The organism is Pantoea sp. Z09 (assembly GCF_022394795.1).
GTDB classification, from domain to species: Bacteria; Pseudomonadota; Gammaproteobacteria; order Enterobacterales; family Enterobacteriaceae; genus Pantoea; species Pantoea latae.
The window spans coordinates 775,030-792,018 of sequence record NZ_CP092373.1; the positions used below are offsets into that span (position 1 = coordinate 775,030).

Sequence of the window (16,989 nt, forward strand, 5' to 3'; positions counted from 1 at the left end):
GCACCAGGCTCACAGCCACTAAGGCCGGATATTCCGGCCTTTTTCTTTGGGCTTTGCGCTACTCACCGTGCCCAGGCTTCTGAGCAGGCGGTCAGGACTTCACCACGCCATTCAGCCACGCCTCGAAGCGCGCATAGGGCACATAGAGCGCCACATCGCGATAGAGCGTCTTCCCACTCCGGTTATCATCGATGCGGCTGCTGTAGCCGACAATCACCCCCGCCAGGGTATCGTCCGAGGCGTTATAAACCGCGCCGCCCGACATACCTTTCACCACGCCCGCATTGGCCGCCACCACCACGCACGCCGCCTTGTTCCAGCTGTTCGCCAGCGAGGTATTAATCAGGTTCTCACCGCTGGAGCTGACCGGCATCGCGCTAATAAAGCTGTAGCCGTAAAGATTCACCTTGTCGCCAATGCGGCTATTGCGAAAGCGCGGCGGCAGATTCGCCTCGGCGTTTTTGTGGTAAACCACGGCGAGATCGCACTCAGGGTGCCACGCCTTCACGCGGTAAAGCGAAAATTTGGCGACGTGGGCGGCGGTCAGACTGTACTCCGCGGTAAGCGGAATGGTGGTGCCCAGCGTGCCCAGACCCAGCGCGGTCGGAATACCGGTATAGGTCATATCGACGCGCTTTTGCGCTTCGCTGCTGTACTCATAGTGGCCGACGGAGCAGCCGCTGAGACCGAGCGCCATCAGGGCGATTAGCCGTTGCATGTTCCCCTCCGCTTAAGAATAGCTTCACATTATCAGACAAGGCCTCTGGGGTATCGGCACGGCTCAACATTCCTTTACGCCATTAAATCAACAAACACAGCGCCTTGCTATCAAGCGTAGCGCGTAACCCGGCGGGATATTGTTAAGATTTTATCAAGCGTCAGGCGCGCTATTGTTGCGCCTGCGACAAAAGAGCCTTGCCGCACGCAGGGTGTATGCAAACAGACGGCTATGATTTAATACTCACCGTGACGAAGTTCAAATATTTATAACCGTCCACGCCCGGCGACCGCTGCGGCGTTCACCTGCTTATCGATTGGGAGAGTGTGTTATGCCTGTTGCTTTACTGGCGCTGGCGCTGAGTGCGTTTGCGATTGGAACCACCGAGTTCGTCATCATGGGCCTGCTGCCCGAGGTGGCAGGCGATCTGCGGGTCTCAATCCCGTCTGCCGGCTGGCTGATCAGCGGCTATGCGCTGGGCGTCGCCATCGGCGCGCCGATTATGGCGCTGCTGACCGCCAGACTGCCGCGCAAGAAAACGCTTATCCTGCTGATGATCATCTTTATTATCGGCAACGTGCTCTGCGCGCTGGCCTACACCTACAACCTGCTGATGATGGCACGGGTGATCACCGCGCTCTGTCATGGCGCCTTCTTCGGCATCGGCGCGGTGGTGGCGGCGAGCCTGGTTGCGCCTGCTCGCCAGGCGTCGGCGGTAGCGCTGATGTTCACCGGCCTGACGCTGGCGAACGTGCTCGGCGTGCCGCTCGGCACCTGGTTCGGTCAGCTGTTCGGCTGGCGCGCCACTTTCTGGGGCGTCGCCATCATCGGCGTGCTCGCCTTTATCGCGCTGATCGTCAGCCTGCCGACCAATAAAGAAGAGAAGCCGGTGCATCTGGCGAGCGAAATCAGCGCGCTGGCGAACGGCAAGCTGTGGCTCTCGCTGCTGATGACGGTGTTCTTCGCCGCGGCGATGTTCGCGCTGTTCAGCTATATCGCGCCGCTGCTGCTGCAGGTTACCGGCATTAGCGCGCGCGGCGTCAGCTGGACGCTGTTCCTGATCGGCGCGGGCCTGACCGTCGGCAACATCCTCGGCGGCAAGCTGGCGGACTGGAAAGTCTCCTTCAGCCTGATCCTCAGCTTCTCGCTGATCGCCATCTTCTCGCTGCTGTTTAGCTGGACCAGCCATGCGCTGTGGCTGGCGGAAGTGACGCTGTTCCTGTGGGCGATGGCGACCTTCGCCACCGTGCCGGGTCTGCAGATCAACGTGGTGCGCCACGGCAAAGAGGCGCCGAACCTGGTCTCGACGCTGAATATCTCCGCCTTCAACGTCGGCAACGCGCTGGGCGCATGGGTCGGCGGCGCGGTCATCGGCCAAGGCTACGGCCTGACCGCCGTGCCGGTCGCCGCCGCCGCGCTGGCCGCCATCGGCCTGATTGTCTGCCTGATCACCTTCCGTAAATCGGGCGGCAACGCCGCCGCGGTGCGCGCCTAAGCCAGCCGCTCGGCGATACGCTGCGGAAAGTCGGCCACCTGGTTTCTCAGGTGGTCGACGAACGCCGCCACCAGCGCCGAGGCGGGACGATGCAGCGGCCGCACCAGACTCACGGTAAAGGGCACCGCGACGCTGAAGCGCCGCATCACCACGCCGCTGTCGGCATAATCGAGCGCCGTCAGCGGATTCACCACCGAAATGCCCACGCCCGCGCGCACCATGGCGCACACCGACGCCGCGCTGTGCGTCTCCAGCGCCAGCCTGCGCTCCACCCCCTGCTCATGAAACAGCGTATCCAGCAGCTGACGATAGCTGTCGGCGCGCGACAGGCTGACGTAGTTTTCCCCGGCGAAATCCTGCGGCGTCAGCACCGCGCGCGCGCAGAGCGGATGATCCTGCGGCAGCACGCACACCTCGTCGCAGGTCAGCAGCGCCAGCCGTTCGGTGCCGGCGGGCGCATGCTGGGTTTCGGTCAGGCCGAGATCGTAGCGCTGCGCCGACAGCCACTCCTCCAGCAGCGGCGACTCCTGCGGAATGATATTTAAACTGACATCGGGATAGCGCTGCATAAAAGGCTGCACCAGCGGCGGCAGCAGCGACTGGGAAAAAACCGGCAGGCAGGCGATGGAGAGTTCACCCTGGCGAAACTGCCGCAGCCCGTCGGCCGCCTCCATAATGCGATCCAGCCCGTACCACGAGCGCTGCACCTCTTCGAACAGGCGCAGCCCCTGCACCGTGGGCTGCAGCCGACCGCGCACCCGGGAAAAGAGCCGCAGCCCCAGCTGCTTTTCCAGCCGCGCCAGCTCGCGGCTGACGGTGGGCTGCGAGGTATTGAGCAGCGTGGCGGCCTGGGTCAGATTGCCGCTGGTCATCACCGCGTGGAAAATTTCGATGTGTCGCCAGTTAATTTTCGCCATAACAAGCCATATCCATTTTGCATAGCAGCTATTAAAACAGATATTTTTCAGCATGGCATGCTTCTGGCCTAATAGGCGTAACCACAGGAGAATTTTTATGCCACGCGCTTTAACCGACCAGACCACCGCGCTCAACGCCGCGCAGCTGCTGCCGCTGGCGCAGCACTATCCCGGCCCGTTCTGGGCCTATGACGCCCAGATTATTCAGCAGCGCATTGCGCAGCTGCACGCTTTCGACGTGGTGCGCTTCGCGCAAAAAGCGTGCTCCAATATTCATATTCTGCGGCTGATGCGCGCGGCGGGCGTCAAAGTCGACTCGGTGTCGCTCGGCGAGATCGAGCGCGCGCTGGCGGCGGGCTTTCAGCCGGGCGGCGAGGATATCGTCTTTACCGCCGACCTGTTCGACCAGCCGACGCTGGCGCGCATTGCCGAACTCAAGGTGCCGGTCAATGCCGGCTCGGTGGATATGCTGCATCAGCTGGGCGCCGTCTCGCCGGGCCACGCGGTATGGCTGCGCATCAACCCCGGTTTCGGCCACGGCCACAGCCAGAAAACTAACACCGGCGGCGAAAACAGCAAGCACGGCATCTGGCACAGCGAACTGCCGCAGGCGCTGGCGGCGATTGAGCAGCACGGCCTGCGCCTGGTCGGGCTGCATATGCATATCGGCTCCGGCGTCGATTACGCCCATCTGCAGCAGGTGTGCGACGCGATGGTGGATCAGGTGATCGCGCTCGGCCATGACCTGGAGGCAATTTCTGCGGGCGGCGGCCTCTCGATTCCTTACCGCTTCGGCGAAGAGGCGATCGACACCGCGCACTATTTCGGCCTGTGGGACGCGGCGCGCCAGCGCATCGCCGCCCATCTCGGCCATCCGGTTAAGCTGGAGATTGAGCCGGGCCGCTTCCTTGTCGCCGAGTCCGGCGTGCTGGTGTCGCAGGTGCGCGCGGTGAAAAACATGGGCAGCCGCCACTTTGTGCTGGTAGACGCCGGCTTCAGCGATTTGATGCGTCCGTCGATGTACGGCAGCTATCACCATATTTCGCTGCTGGCGGGCGACGGCCGCGCCATTGACCCACAGAACACGATTGACAGCGTGGTGGCCGGGCCGCTGTGCGAATCGGGCGACGTTTTTACCCAGCTGGAAGGCGGCAAGGTCGAGACGCGCGCGCTGCCTGCGGCGCAGGTGGGCGACTATCTGGTGTTTCACGACACCGGCGCCTATGGCGCGTCGATGTCCTCTAACTACAACAGCCGTCCGCTGATCCCGGAAGTGCTGTTCGAACAGGGCCAGCCGCGTGAAATCCGCCGCGCGCAGACCATTCAGGAACTGCTGGCGCTGGAGCTGGGCTAAGGGGCGCGAGTGAACATCCTCTCTTTGCGCGACGCGCCGCAGTACGCCGATCAGGTCACCGACTGGCTGTGGCGCGCCTTCGACGCCGACAACAGCCGCGACTTTATGGCCAGCGTGGTGGCGAGTTCGCTAAGCGGGGCTGCATTTCCCGTCACCTTTGTCGCCGTCGACGACGCGGGCAGGGCGCTGGGCACGGTGGGCTTCTGGCGCTGCGATCTGATCAGCCGCCAGGATCTCTTTCCCTGGCTCGCCGCGCTCTATGTCGATGACGCCGCGCGCGGCAGCGGCCTGAGCATGGCGCTGCAGCAGCATGTGATCGACTATGCGCGGCAGCGCGGCTACGACCGCCTGTGGCTCTGGTCAACCTTCGGCGGCTACTACGAACGCTGCGGCTGGACGCCGGCGGGCGAGGCGCTGGACTATCCCGATAAGCCCGTCAGGCTCTACCGACGCGAGATTTAACCCGGCCCGCTCACCGAATGGCGCCGCACCAGCGTCGGGCTGAACATATGGGTCACTTCCGGCAGCGGCTGCGCATGGGCCAGGGCTAACGCCAGCTGCGCCGCCTGCTGCGCCATGGTGACGATCGGGTAGCGCACCGTGGTCAGACGCGGGCGCACGTAGCGCGACACCAGCACGTCATCGAAGCCGATCAGCGACATCTCTTCCGGCACGCGCACGCCGTTGTCGCTCAGCACCGCCAGCGCGCCAGCGGCCATCGAATCGTTGTAGCAGGCGACGGCGCTAAAGTGGCGGCCGCGTCCCAGCAGCTCGGTCATCGCCTGTTCGCCGCCCACTTCATCCGGTTCGCCGAGGGTCACCAGCCGATCGTTGCAGGGCAGGCCGTGCTCTCTCAGGGCGTCGTAGTAGCCCTGCAGGCGATCTTCGGAGTCGGAAATAGGATGGGTCGAGCAGATAAAGGCGATGTTCTGGTGCCCCTGCTGGATCAGATGACGCGTCGCCAGCCAGGCGCCGTAGCGGTCGTCAAGCGCGATGCAGCGCTGCTCGAACCCCTTCAGCAGCCGGTTCAGCAGCACCATGCCCGGCACCTGCTTCATTAAAATTTCCAGTTCGGCGTCGGGAATTTTCTTGGCGTGCACCACCAGCGCGGCGCAGCGATGACGCATCAGCTGCTCTATCGCCTGACGCTCTTTTTGCTCATTGTGGTAACCGTTACCAATCAGCAAAAAGTTGCCGGTCTCGCCCGCCACCTCGTCTACCGCCTTGACCATGGCGCCGAAAAACGGGTCGGAAACGTCGCCAACCACCAGGCCTAAGGTTTCTGTCGACTGCTGCGCCAGGGCGCGCGCGTTGGCGTTGGGATGGTACTGCAACTCCTCCATCGCCTGGCTGACGGCCTGGCGCGAGCTCTCGCTGGCTTTTGGCGAATTGTTAATCACACGGGAAACCGTCGCGACGGAGACACCCGCCAGTCTGGCAACATCCTTAATCGTAGCCATGCCTCGACCTGCTTTAGGGAAAACGTTTACACATGGCAGCAGTGTTACGGAAAAGCTGCCCTGTATCAAGCCAGCAGAATGTCTGCGCCGTCGCAAAAAGGGGCAAAACTCCAGGCTTAACCCGGCGCCGTCTCACGTGGTATCCTGCTTTTTTCCCTTACCTGCCGTAAAAGAAACCATGAAAAAGCGAGTGCCACATCTGGCGCACTGGGGCGCCTTCACCGCCGTGACGGAAAACGATCGCCTGATCGGCTGCGAGCCGTTCTTCGCCGACGCCGACCCGTCGCCGATGCTGAATACTATTCCTGAACTGGTCTACTCCGACAGGCGTATCCGCCAGCCGATGGTGCGCCGCTCCTGGCTGAAATCGCGCGAGAACAGCGATCGCACGCTGCGCGGACGAGAAGATTTCGTCGCCGTCGACTGGGAGACGGCGCTGGACCTGGTGGCGGAGGAAAATCGCCGCGTTCGCGAGCGCTACGGCGCGTCAGGCATTTTTAATGGCTCTTACGGCTGGTCGTCGGCGGGCCGCGTCAACCATGCGCGCACCCTGGTGCGACGCTTCTATTTTCAGGGCGGCGGCGGCGTCGATCAGCAGGGCAACTACAGCTGGGGTGCGGCGCAGTTCTTTCTGCCCTATGTGATCGGCACCTATATGCCGCTGACCGGACGCGTCACCGACTGGCCGCAGGTAGTCGAGCACGCGGAGATTTTCGTCGCCTTCGGCGGTCTGGCGCTGAAAAACGCCCAGGTCGCCTCGGGCGGCGCGGGTCAGCACAGCCTGAAGCCGGCGCTGGAGCAGCTGACGGCCAAAGGCACGCCGATTATCAATATCAGCCCGATGCGCGACGACTGCCCGGCGTTCGTCAACGCCGACTGGATCCCGATTCGCCCTAACACCGACGTGGCGCTGATGCTGGCGCTCGGCTACGAAATCACCCAGCGCCACGCGGTGGACGAGGCGTTCCTCGCCAGCCACTGCACCGGCTGGCCGCAGCTGCGTGCCTACCTGCTGGGTGAAAGTGACGGCGTCGCCAAAAGCGCCGGCTGGGCGAGCCGCATTACCGGCATCCCGCCGGAACGTATCGTCCAGCTGGCGGAGCAGCTGATCGGCAAGCGCAGCTTTATTACCTGTTCTTACTCTGTGCAGCGCGCCCATCGCGGCGAGCAGCCCTACTGGATGATGATCGCGCTCTCGTCGATGCTCGGCCAGCCGGGGCTGCCGGGCGCCGGCTTCTCGTTCGGCCACGGCTCAATGAACAGCGTCGGCAACCCGCGTCAGGATGGCCCTGCGCCGCTGATGGCCACCGGCCCCAATCCATCCGGCCTGTCGATTCCGGTGGCGCGCATCAGCGATATGCTGCTCAATCCCGGCCAGCCCTACAGCTTCCAGGGCGAGACGCTGACCTATCCCGATATCCACATGGTGCACTGGGCGGGCGGCAATCCCTTCCATCACCATCAGCAGCTTAACCGCCTGGTCGAAGGCTGGCAGAAGCCCGACACCGTGGTAGTGCAGGATATCGTCTGGACGCCGGCAGCGCAGATGGCGGATATCGTGCTGCCCGCCACCACCACGCTGGAGCGCAACGATATTGGCGGATCGTCGCGCGACCGTTTTGTGCTGGCGATGCATCAGGCGGTGAAGCCGCAGCACCAGGCGCGCAACGACTTCGATATTTTCGCCGACCTGGCGGAACGCCTCGGCTATCGCGAGCAGTTCACCGAAGGGCGCAACGAGCGTCAGTGGATCGAGCACCTCTACCAGCAGTGCGCGGTGGCGCACGCGCGCAAAGGCATCGACTTCCCGGAGTTCGCGGAGTTCTGGTCGCGCGGCTTTGTTGAGATCCCGGAAGGGGGCAAGCCCTACGTCTTTATGGACGATTTCCGCGCCGATCCGCTCAGCCATCCGATTCAGACCGCCAGCGGCAAGATCGAGCTGTTCAGCCAGACTATCGCCGATTATGGCCTGGCCGATTTCGCCGGCCATCCCGAATGGCGCGAGCCGCAGGAGTGGCTAGGCGCGGCGCTGAGCGAGCGGTTCCCGCTGCATATGATCTCTATCCAGCCGTCGGATCGGTTGCACAGCCAGCTTGACGCCACGCCAACGGTGCAGGGCAACAAAACCGCCGGGCATGAAACCCTCTATCTGCATCCGCAGGACGCGGCGGCGCGCGACATCGGCGACGGCGAGGTGGTTGAGGTGCATAACGCGCGCGGCGCAATGCTGGCGGGCGTGCGCCTGACCGACGGACTGACGCCAGGGGTGGTGATCGTCGCCACCGGCGCCTGGTTCGATCCCGGCTTCGGCGCGGAGTGGCAGCCGTTTGACCGCGCGGGCAACCCCAACGTGCTGACGCTCGATATCGGCACCTCGTCGCTGACGCAGGGGCCGAACGCCATGAGCTGTCTGGTGGACATTAAAAAACATGCGGTTTGCAAAATCGCTTAATAAACTCATGGCTGGTTACATTTTGCCGGACACTGTTGCGTTTCAGTGATGGCAGCCCGTCTCGCGGCCTTGCTACAGTCAGGGTCCCAGAGGTATTGATGGGTGAACATCAACAGTTTTTCTTGATTACACCGACCTGCGCAGATGCGCAGGTTTTTTTTTCGCCCGCCGCGCCAATTACGAACTGATACACAGTTTTCCTGTTAACGGCGTAACGCTTTCTTTATAACTGCTCGCGTGGATGTCTCTTTTCATTTTCTTTGCAGCGGATTGCTATGCCCCGGATAAAAAAACTACTGGGAAAAGACCAGATCAAAGCCCCGTTCAACCCGTTTCGTTTCCGCCTGATCTGCCTTGGCGTGCTGAGCTGTATGGTGCTGCTGCTGGCGCGCATCGCCGATCTGCAGTTCCTTAATCAGCCGATGCTGGAGCATGAGGCGGACCAGCGCTCGCTGCGCACCGTGACGCTGCCGACCAACCGCGGCACGCTGCTGGACCGCAACGGCGAAGCGCTGGCGCTTTCGGTGCCGTCGCGCGACGTGATCGCCGACCCGATGCGCGTGCTGGAGGCGAATCCCGATTTCCTCAGCGCCAAGTGGGCCTATCTGGCCTCGGCGCTCAGTATGCGACCGGAGCAGATCGCCGCGCAGATCACCGCCAACCCCAAACGCCGCTTTCTCTATCTGGGGCGGAAAATCGAGCTGGGCATCGCCAAAGATATCGCCGAGCTGCATCTGAAGGGCATCAGCGAAGTCTATGACGACAGCCGCTTCTACCCGATGAGCGAGGCGGCGGCGCCGCTGATCGGCATCGTCGGCGCCGACAATGTTGGCCTGAACGGGCTGGAGAAGGGCTATGACAAGCTGCTGCAGGGCGTGCCGGGCAAAGAGGTTTACCGCCAGGATGCGGCGGGCCATATTATTTCCATGCTGAGCTATACGCCGCCGACGCAGCCGCCGACGGTGCAGCTGAGCATCGACAAGTTCGATCAGTACACGCTTTACAGCAAGCTGCGCGACGGCGTGCTGCTCAACAAGGCGGACTCCGGCGCGGCGGTGCTGGTGAAGATCGACACCGGCGAAATCCTTGGCATGGCCTCTTATCCGTCGTTCAACCCCAACAACTACGACGGCGCGACCCCGGCGCAGATGCGCAACGCGGCGATCAACGACAGCTACGAGCCGGGCTCGACCGTGAAGCCGCTGGTGGTGATGGAAGGGCTGGAGCGCCATCTGGTGCGCCCCGATTCGGTGATCGACACCACGCCCTATCGCGTTAACGGCCACCTGATCCGCGACGTCGGCCACTGGCCGCGCCTCACCATGACCGGCATTCTGCAGAAGTCGAGCGACATCGGCGTCTCCCATATCGCGCTGGCGATGCCCGCCGAGGCGCTGGTTAATACCTATCAGGCGTTCGGCCTGGGCAAACCCACCGGGCTGGGGCTGACCGGCGAGAGCGTCGGCTACTTCCCGGCGCACCGACAGCGCTGGGCGGATATCGAACGCGCCACTTTCTCCTTCGGCTACGGTTTACGCGTGACGCCGCTGCAGATCGCGCGCGAATACGCCACCCTGGGCTCGTTCGGCGTCTACCGTCCGCTGTCCATCACCCGCGTCACGCCGCCGGTGCTCGGCAGGCAGGTGGCGAACCCGGAAACGGTGAAAGAGGTGGTGCATATGCTGGAGAGCGACGTGCTGCCGGGCGGCACCGGGATTAAAGCGGCGGTGCCGGGCTACCGTCTGGCGACCAAAACCGGTACCGCGGAGAAGATGGGCGACAGCGGCAAGTATGACGGCGGCTATATCAACTACACCGCTGGCATCGCGCCCGCCAGCCACCCGGAAGTGGCGCTGGTGGTGATGATTAACCATCCCACCGCCGGGGATCACTTCGGCGGCTCGGTGGCCGCGCCCATCTTCGGCAATATCATGGGGCCGGTGCTGAAGCATATGAATATCGCGCCGGACGCCATCTACAGCACCCCTTCGGATAAATCTTAATAAAATCAATGTGTAACCGGGTATGGAACTTATTCATACCTGGTTTCATTTCCCCGAATTCCGTTGCGTTTTCGCGCTGTTTTGTCCTGACGCCGCATGCGAGTATAGCGCTCCCAGAGGTATTGATAGGTGCGAAAACGCGCTGCTCCAGGCAGCGATATCCGCAAGGATAATCCACCCTGTTTATTGCACCAACCCACGCGGATGCGTGGGTTTTTTTTGCCTGCTGTTACCGGTTTGCCACCTGCTCACATCTCTTAACCCGCTCTTAACGCTTTGCCGTGTATAAAAAAATCGCCGCTGTGGCAGGCTACCTGCAACGAAACGTTGTGCCGCATTCCATAACGGATCGCCAGCCTTTTGCGGCGTGGGTAGCGTCGCAAAAGGCGTTTTATCGCTGATGGAAGAACCTATGCCGAAAACCAAAGATCGAACGCCGCGCGGCGAGGGGAAATCCGCTGCGTTTCAACTGCGCATTCCGCCACAGCTGCACCAGCAGCTGCGCGAGCTCACCGAGGCGGAAAACGTCACGCTCGGCTGCTGGCTGAAAGAGCTGGCGCGGCGCGAGCTGCGTCGTCGCGGCATCATCCCTCAGGGATAAGCTGGCCCGATCCTGAACGAAACGTGCGGGATCGCCGCACGAAAGGTTTAGGGTTATCGTTTGGAAAATATATTTTACGCAACCTTAACAGCTTCCTGATCCACCTCTCCCTACAATAGTTCTCCTTCTGAGAGTAATCACTCTCATTACTTTCACCTGCTTATGGTGAGAAGAACTATGCGCCTGAAACTCCTTTCTGCCAGCGTGGTGTTTTTACTGGCGGCCTGCGATCAGGGAGGCGGCCAGCCTGCGGCCTCCAGCGTGCCGCAAGTGGGCGTCACCACGGTAAACAGCCAGCCCGTGACCCTGCTGACGCAGCTCCCCGGCCGCACTAACGCGGTGAAAACGGCGGAGGTGCGCCCGCAGGTCAGCGGCGTGGTGCAGAAGCTGCTGTTTACCGAAGGCGGCGAAGTGAAGGCGGGGCAGCCGCTCTACCAGATCGATCCGGCCACCTATAAAGCGGCCTATGACAAAGCGCTGGCCAGCTGGCAGAACGACGCCATGGTGGTGAAGCGCTATCAGCCGCTGGCGGCGGCGCACGCCATCAGCCAGCAAACCTATGACGACGCCGTCGCCGCCGAGCGCTCCGCCAAAGCCGACGTCGAGACCGCCAAAGTCAATCTCGACTATACGCTGGTGAAAGCGCCGATCGCCGGGCATATCAGCCGTTCGCTGGTGACCGCCGGCGCGCTGGTGACCAACGGCCAGAGCGACTACCTCGCCACTATTCAGCAGCTCGATCCGATCTACGTCGACGTCAGCGAATCGGTGGCGGATCTGCTGCGCCTGCGTCGCGCCATGGCGCAGGGCAAGCTGGCAAAGGTAGACGACAACACCGCCGCCGTGAAGCTGCAGCTGGAAGATGGCAGCGCCTATCCGCTGGAGGGCAAGCTCGCCTTCTCTGAGGTGAACGTCAGCGAAACCACCGGCACCGTGGTGCTGCGCGCCGTTTTCCCCAATCCGCATAACGAGCTGCTGCCCGGCATGTACGTGCACGCCATTCTGCCGCAGGGGGTGCAGCAGCAGGGCATTCTGCTGCCGCAGGAGGCGATCATGCATGACACCAAAGGGCAGCCCTATGTTTACGTCGTCAAAGGGGACAGCAGCGTCGAACAGCGCAGCATCACCACCGGCGAGATGGTGAAAGGGGACTGGCTGGTGAACAGCGGCCTGAAGAGCGGCGAGCAGGTGATCGTGAATGGTCTGCAAAGCGTGCGCAGCGGCAGCAAGGTCAAGGCCGTGGCTGCCACCACCCAGGATACGCCTGACGCAGGCAGCGTCAGCCTGTCGATGACCGATCCGTCGGCCCAGTAAGGAGAGGTCATGTCTACATTCTTTATCAAGCGTCCGATTTTCGCCTGGGTTGTGGCGATCATCGTGATGCTGGTCGGCGCCATCGCCGCGCTGAACCTGCCGGTGAATCAGTATCCCGATATTTCGCCGCCGGCGGTGTCGATCTCGGTAACCTATCCCGGCGCCAGCGCGGAAACCACGCAAAACACCGTGGTGCAGGTGATCGAGCAGCAGCTTAACGGGCTGGACGGCCTGCGCTATCTCGAGTCGAGCAGCGCCAGCGACGGCAGCGCGCAGATCATCGCCACCTTTAATCAGGGCATCAACCCCGATATCGCGCAGGTACAGGTGCAGGACCGCGTCTCGCTGGCCGAGTCGCAGCTTCCCTCCGACGTCACCCAGTAGGGCATCCGCATCCGCAAATCCCAGAAAAACTTCATGATGGTAATCGGCCTGATCTCGAAAGACGGCAAGCTGAGCAACAGCGATCTGGCGGATATGCTGGTGTCGAAGCTGGAGGATCCCATCTCGCGCACCAAAGGCGTCGGCGACTTTATGGTGCTGGGCTCGGAGTATGCGATGCGCATCTGGCTCGATCCGGCGAAGCTCTACAAATATAACCTGATGCCGAGCGACGTCAGCACCGCCATCAGCAACCAGAACGTGCAGGTGTCGTCCGGCTCGCTCGGCGGCCTGCCGACCATTCCCGACGCCAAAACCAGCGCCACCATTCTGGGCAAGTCGCGCTTCACCACGGTGAAGCAGTTTGAAAACGTGCTGCTCAAGGTCAACAGCGACGGCGCGCAGATCCGCCTGAAGGATGTCGCCAGCGTGGCGCTGGGGCCGCAGAGCTACACCATCGACTCGATTATGAACGGCAAACCCTCCGCCGGCATCGCGCTGCGGCTGGCCACCGGCGCCAACGAGCTGGACACCGCCAACGCGGTGCGCGCCACCATCGCCTCGCTGAAGGATGCGCTGCCGGACAACGTCGAGGTCACTTATCCCTACGACACCTCGCCGGTGGTGAGCGCCTCGATCGAAGAGGTGGTGAAAACCCTGATCGAAGCGATTGTGCTGGTCTTCTTCGTGATGCTGATCTTCCTGCAGAACCTGCGCGCCACGCTGATCACCACCATGGTGGTGCCGGTGGTGCTGCTCGGCACCTTCGGCATTCTCGCCGCCTTCGGCTACAGCGTAAACACCCTGACGATGTTCGGCATGGTGCTGGCGATAGGGCTGCTGGTGGATGATGCCATCGTGGTGGTGGAGAACGTCGAACGCGTGATGCACGAAGAGCAGCTCGATCCCGAGGCCGCTACCATTAAGTCGATGCAGCAGATCCAGGGCGCGCTGTTCGGCATTGCGCTGGTGCTCTCGGCGGTGCTGCTGCCGATGGCCTTTTTCTCCGGCTCGACCGGTGTGATCTATCGCCAGTTCTCAATCACCATCGTGTCGGCGATGGCGCTCTCGGTGCTGATGGCGCTGATCTTCACCCCGGCGCTCTGCGCCACGCTGCTGAAGCGCGCTTCGGCGGAGCATAAAACCACCGGCCTCGCGGGCTGGTTCAACCGCTACTTCGACCGCGGCACGCTGCACTACCAGCGCGGCGTCAGCAAGGTGATCTCGCGGCGCGGCCTGTTTATCCTGGTTTATCTGGCGATCGTCGGCGTCACCGGCTTCCTTTTCACCCGCGTGCCGACCACCTTTCTGCCCGATGAAGATCAGGGGCTGATGATGGTGCAGGTGACGCTGCCGGTGAACGCCTCGTCACAGCGCACCCAGCAGGTGCTGAACGACCTCAACGACTATCTGCAAAAGAACGAAGCCTCGGTGGTGACCACCATGTTCGGCGTCAACGGCTTTAACTTCGCCGGGCGCGGGCAGAACAGCGGCATGGCCTTTGTGCGCACCAAAGACTGGAGCGAGCGGACGCAGAGCAGTCAGAGCGTCAAGGCGCTGGCGGCGCGCATCAGCGCCCACTTCGCCAGCTACCCGAACGCGAAGATCTTCGCCATGGTGCCGCCTGCGGTGATGGAACTGGGCAACGCCACCGGCTTCGACTTCTATCTGCAGGATACCGCCGGCCACAGCCATCAGCAGATGATGGACGCGACCCATCAGTTCGTGCAGCTGGCGAACCAGGATCCGCGTCTGGCGCAGGTGCGCATGAACGGTATGGAAGATGAGCCGATGTTCCAGCTGGAGATCAACGACGAACGCGCCAGCGCGCTTGGCCTCAGCATGACTGACATCAACAACACGCTGTCGGTGGCCTGGGGCTCCAGCTATATCGACCAGTTTATGTACAACGGCCGCGTCAAGCAGGTCTATCTGATGGGCAAGGCGGCGTCGCGCGTCACGCCGGAGGATCTCAACAAGTGGTACTTCCGTAACAGCAGCGGAACCATGGTGCCGTTCTCCGCCTTCGCCAGCGGCAAATGGGTCAGCGGCTCGCCGCACTTTGAGCGCTTCAACGGCATGACCGCAGAGGAGATCCAGGGCTCGCCGGCGGCGGGCTACAGCAGCGGCGAGGCGATGAAGGCGGTCGAGGCGATCGCGGCGAAGCTGCCGCAAGGCTTCCGCGTGCAGTGGTACGGCATCTCCTATGAGGAGCAGGCGTCCGGCTCGCAGACCACGCAGCTCTACGCCATCTCGATCCTCGTGGTATTCCTCTGCCTGGCGGCGCTCTATGAGAGCTGGTCGATCCCGCTGTCGGTGATCCTCGTGGTGCCGCTCGGCATTCTCGGCACCATCAGCGCGGTGCTGCTGCGCGGCCTGCAGAACGACGTCTTCTTCCAGGTCGGGCTGCTGACCACCGTCGGGCTGGCGGCGAAAAACGCCATCCTGATTGTCGAGTTCGCCAAAGAGCTGCACGAGCGCGAAGGCCGAACCCTGGTGGAGGCGGCGGTCGAGGCGGCGCGGCTGCGTATCCGTCCCATCATCATGACCTCGATGGCCTTTATTCTCGGCGTGCTGCCGCTGACGATATCCAACGGCGCGGGCGCGGGCAGTCAGCACTCTATCGGCACGGCGGTGGCGGGCGGCATGATTACCGCCACCTTCCTCGCCATCTTTTTTGTTCCCATGTTCTATGTGGTGGTGGCGCAGCTCTTCTCGCGTAAGAAGAGAGGCGCGGCCGCTGAGGAAGTCAATCATGATCGTTAATGTTCGCTGGACGCTGCTGCCGCTGGTCGCCGCGCTGGCGGGCTGTAGTTTACAGCCTGAATACCATCGTCCGGCGATGCCGGTAGAGACGCGCTACGACCAGCCGACGCCGGTCGGCAACGTGGCGGATCTGCCGTGGCAGCGCTTCTTTACCGACGCCGGCATGCGCCAGCTGATCGCGCTGTCGCTGCAAAACAACCGCGACCTGCGCGTCGCGGCGCTCAACGTCGAGCAGGCGCGCGCCACGGTGCAGGTCAACCGCGCCGCGCTGCTGCCGTCGATCAGCGCCACCGCCAGCCAGACCTCGGCGCACGAGCCGGCCAATCTCTACAACACCAAAACCACCGGCGCGGTGACCTATCACGAGCTGAACGCCGGGCTGGGCGTCACCTCGTGGGAGCTCGACTTCTTCGGCCGTCTGCGCAGCCTGAGCAACGAGGCGCAGGAGCAGTATCTCTCCACCGAGGCGACCGAGCGCGCCACGCGTATCTCGCTGATCGCCCAGGTGGCGTCGGCCTGGCTGACGCTCTGTTCCGATAACGATCTGCTGCACCTGGCGCAGCAGACCGCGCAGAGCCAGCAGAAATCGTACCAGCTGACGCAGCTCAGCTATCGCGGCGGAGTCAGCAGCGATCTCGACGTGGCGCAGGCGGAGAGCACGGTGCGCAGCGCCGAGGCGGATGTGGCGAGCTACACGCGCCAGGTGCGCCAGGATGTCGACGCGCTGCGCCTGCTGGCGGGCGCCGATCTGCCGGTCGACCTGCTGAAAAACGCCACGCTGAACAGCCGCTGGGACTTCCCGGCGACGCCGGCGGGCCTGCCGTCCGATCTGCTGACGCGCCGCCCGGATATTATCGCCGCCGAGCATACGCTGAAGGCGGCCAACGCCAATATCGGCGCGGCGCGTGCCGCCTTTTTCCCCAGCATCTCGCTGACGACGTCGGGCGGCTCGACCAGCAGTTCGCTGGGGCATCTGCTGGAGGGCGGCACTGCCTCCTGGTCTTTTGTGCCCTCTATCAACCTGCCGATCTTCGACGGCGGCGTGAATCAGACCAACCTGGATATCGCCCATATCGAGAAGCGCATCGAGATTGCTAACTATGAGAAGGCGATCCAGACCGCGTTTAAAGAGGTGAACGACGCGCTGGCCGGACAGGACACCTGGCAGGATCAGCTGGCGGCCCTGCAAAAAGAGGTGGCGGCGAACCAGCGCGATTACGACTATTCTGAATTGCGCTACAAGCAAGGCGTTGACAACTATCTGAATGTGTTAGTGGCACAGCGTTCGCTCTACAGCGCGCGGCAGGCGTGGATCGCCGCGCGTCTGGGCCAGCTAAACCAGAAAATCACGCTGTATGAAGCGCTGGGCGGCGGCTGGAAAGCCTGATTTTTCTTAACGAAACCCTTACGGTTTGCCGATGGAAAAATAGCCGCGCTTTCGCGGATAATACGCGACGTGATAATTCAGAGACTCAATAATCCCCTGAAAAAAAGAGGATTTTTTTCCTTTTTACTCCTGGCAAGATGT

The 16,989-nt window shown here is 62.6% G+C and carries 11 protein-coding genes and 1 pseudogene; 9 read left to right on the forward strand and 3 right to left on the reverse strand.

Annotated elements, in window-relative coordinates; all coding sequences use genetic code 11:
- Positions 1 to 91: 91 nt before the first annotated feature.
- Positions 92 to 718, reverse strand: coding sequence for a hypothetical protein (locus MC269_RS03775; protein ID WP_081140918.1), 627 nt, complete (start codon positions 716 to 718; stop codon positions 92 to 94).
- Between the two features lie 331 nt (positions 719 to 1,049).
- Between MC269_RS03775 and MC269_RS03780 the strand changes: the two genes are divergently transcribed.
- Positions 1,050 to 2,213: an MFS transporter gene (locus MC269_RS03780; protein WP_081140919.1), complete on the forward strand. Its 1,164-nt coding sequence runs from the start codon at positions 1,050 to 1,052 to the stop codon at positions 2,211 to 2,213.
- Here the strand turns inward: MC269_RS03780 and MC269_RS03785 are convergent.
- The gene (locus tag MC269_RS03785; RefSeq protein WP_239954044.1) at positions 2,210 to 3,130 is read right to left on the reverse strand and encodes a LysR family transcriptional regulator; all 921 of its coding nucleotides are present in this window, start codon (positions 3,128 to 3,130) and stop codon (positions 2,210 to 2,212) included. The genes MC269_RS03780 and MC269_RS03785 overlap by 4 nt on opposite strands.
- A gap of 97 nt (positions 3,131 to 3,227) precedes the next feature.
- On the opposite strand from MC269_RS03785, the gene lysA reads away from it, so the two are divergent.
- The gene (gene lysA, locus MC269_RS03790) at positions 3,228 to 4,484 is read left to right on the forward strand and encodes a diaminopimelate decarboxylase (RefSeq protein WP_239954046.1); all 1,257 of its coding nucleotides are present in this window, start codon (positions 3,228 to 3,230) and stop codon (positions 4,482 to 4,484) included.
- Positions 4,485 to 4,493: 9 nt separating this feature from the next.
- Entirely contained in the window at positions 4,494 to 4,946 is a 453-nt protein-coding gene (locus MC269_RS03795; RefSeq protein WP_239954048.1) for a GNAT family N-acetyltransferase, read from the forward strand.
- Here MC269_RS03795 and galR read toward each other — a convergent pair.
- Complete coding sequence (gene galR, locus MC269_RS03800; protein ID WP_081140922.1) at positions 4,943 to 5,944, reverse strand: HTH-type transcriptional regulator GalR; 1,002 nt, start codon at positions 5,942 to 5,944, stop codon at positions 4,943 to 4,945. The two genes, MC269_RS03795 and galR, sit on opposite strands and share 4 nt — an antisense overlap.
- Before the next feature lie 178 nt (positions 5,945 to 6,122).
- Between galR and MC269_RS03805 the strand changes: the two genes are divergently transcribed.
- The 6 genes and pseudogenes from MC269_RS03805 (at position 6,123) to MC269_RS03830 (ending at position 16,848) form a co-directional block, all read left to right on the forward strand.
- Complete coding sequence (locus MC269_RS03805) at positions 6,123 to 8,396, forward strand: molybdopterin guanine dinucleotide-containing S/N-oxide reductase (protein ID WP_081140923.1); 2,274 nt, start codon at positions 6,123 to 6,125, stop codon at positions 8,394 to 8,396.
- Between the two features lie 275 nt (positions 8,397 to 8,671).
- On the forward strand, positions 8,672 to 10,399 hold the full coding sequence (locus MC269_RS03810) for a penicillin-binding transpeptidase domain-containing protein (RefSeq protein ID WP_239954050.1): 1,728 nt from the start codon (positions 8,672 to 8,674) through the stop codon (positions 10,397 to 10,399).
- Positions 10,400 to 10,811: 412 nt separating this feature from the next.
- The gene (locus MC269_RS03815; protein WP_081140996.1) at positions 10,812 to 11,000 is read left to right on the forward strand and encodes a hypothetical protein; all 189 of its coding nucleotides are present in this window, start codon (positions 10,812 to 10,814) and stop codon (positions 10,998 to 11,000) included.
- 177 nt (positions 11,001 to 11,177) lie between these two features.
- Positions 11,178 to 12,314, forward strand: a complete 1,137-nt coding sequence (locus tag MC269_RS03820; RefSeq protein ID WP_081140925.1) for an efflux RND transporter periplasmic adaptor subunit — start codon at positions 11,178 to 11,180, stop codon at positions 12,312 to 12,314.
- 9 nt (positions 12,315 to 12,323) lie between these two features.
- Positions 12,324 to 15,461 (forward strand): annotated as a pseudogene (locus MC269_RS03825) (efflux RND transporter permease subunit).
- Entirely contained in the window at positions 15,451 to 16,848 is a 1,398-nt protein-coding gene (locus tag MC269_RS03830) for an efflux transporter outer membrane subunit (protein ID WP_239954052.1), read from the forward strand. The pseudogene MC269_RS03825 and the gene MC269_RS03830 overlap by 11 nt, the downstream one beginning before the upstream one ends.
- The last annotated feature ends 141 nt before the right edge of the window (positions 16,849 to 16,989 follow it).

What these genes read in the sequence shown, in the direction of transcription:
- MC269_RS03810 (WP_239954050.1), top strand. Translation starts at nt 8,672, where the DNA reads ATGCCCCGGATAAAAAAACTACTGGGAAAAGACCAGATCAAAGCCCCG.
- MC269_RS03815 (WP_081140996.1), top strand. Translation starts at nt 10,812, where the DNA reads ATGCCGAAAACCAAAGATCGAACGCCGCGCGGCGAGGGGAAATCCGCT.
- galR (WP_081140922.1), bottom strand. Translation starts at nt 5,944, where the DNA reads ATGGCTACGATTAAGGATGTTGCCAGACTGGCGGGTGTCTCCGTCGCG.
- MC269_RS03830 (WP_239954052.1), top strand. Translation starts at nt 15,451, where the DNA reads ATGATCGTTAATGTTCGCTGGACGCTGCTGCCGCTGGTCGCCGCGCTG.
- MC269_RS03805 (WP_081140923.1), top strand. Translation starts at nt 6,123, where the DNA reads ATGAAAAAGCGAGTGCCACATCTGGCGCACTGGGGCGCCTTCACCGCC.
- MC269_RS03780 (WP_081140919.1), top strand. Translation starts at nt 1,050, where the DNA reads ATGCCTGTTGCTTTACTGGCGCTGGCGCTGAGTGCGTTTGCGATTGGA.
- lysA (WP_239954046.1), top strand. Translation starts at nt 3,228, where the DNA reads ATGCCACGCGCTTTAACCGACCAGACCACCGCGCTCAACGCCGCGCAG.
- MC269_RS03775 (WP_081140918.1), bottom strand. Translation starts at nt 718, where the DNA reads ATGCAACGGCTAATCGCCCTGATGGCGCTCGGTCTCAGCGGCTGCTCC.
- MC269_RS03820 (WP_081140925.1), top strand. Translation starts at nt 11,178, where the DNA reads ATGCGCCTGAAACTCCTTTCTGCCAGCGTGGTGTTTTTACTGGCGGCC.
- MC269_RS03785 (WP_239954044.1), bottom strand. Translation starts at nt 3,130, where the DNA reads ATGGCGAAAATTAACTGGCGACACATCGAAATTTTCCACGCGGTGATG.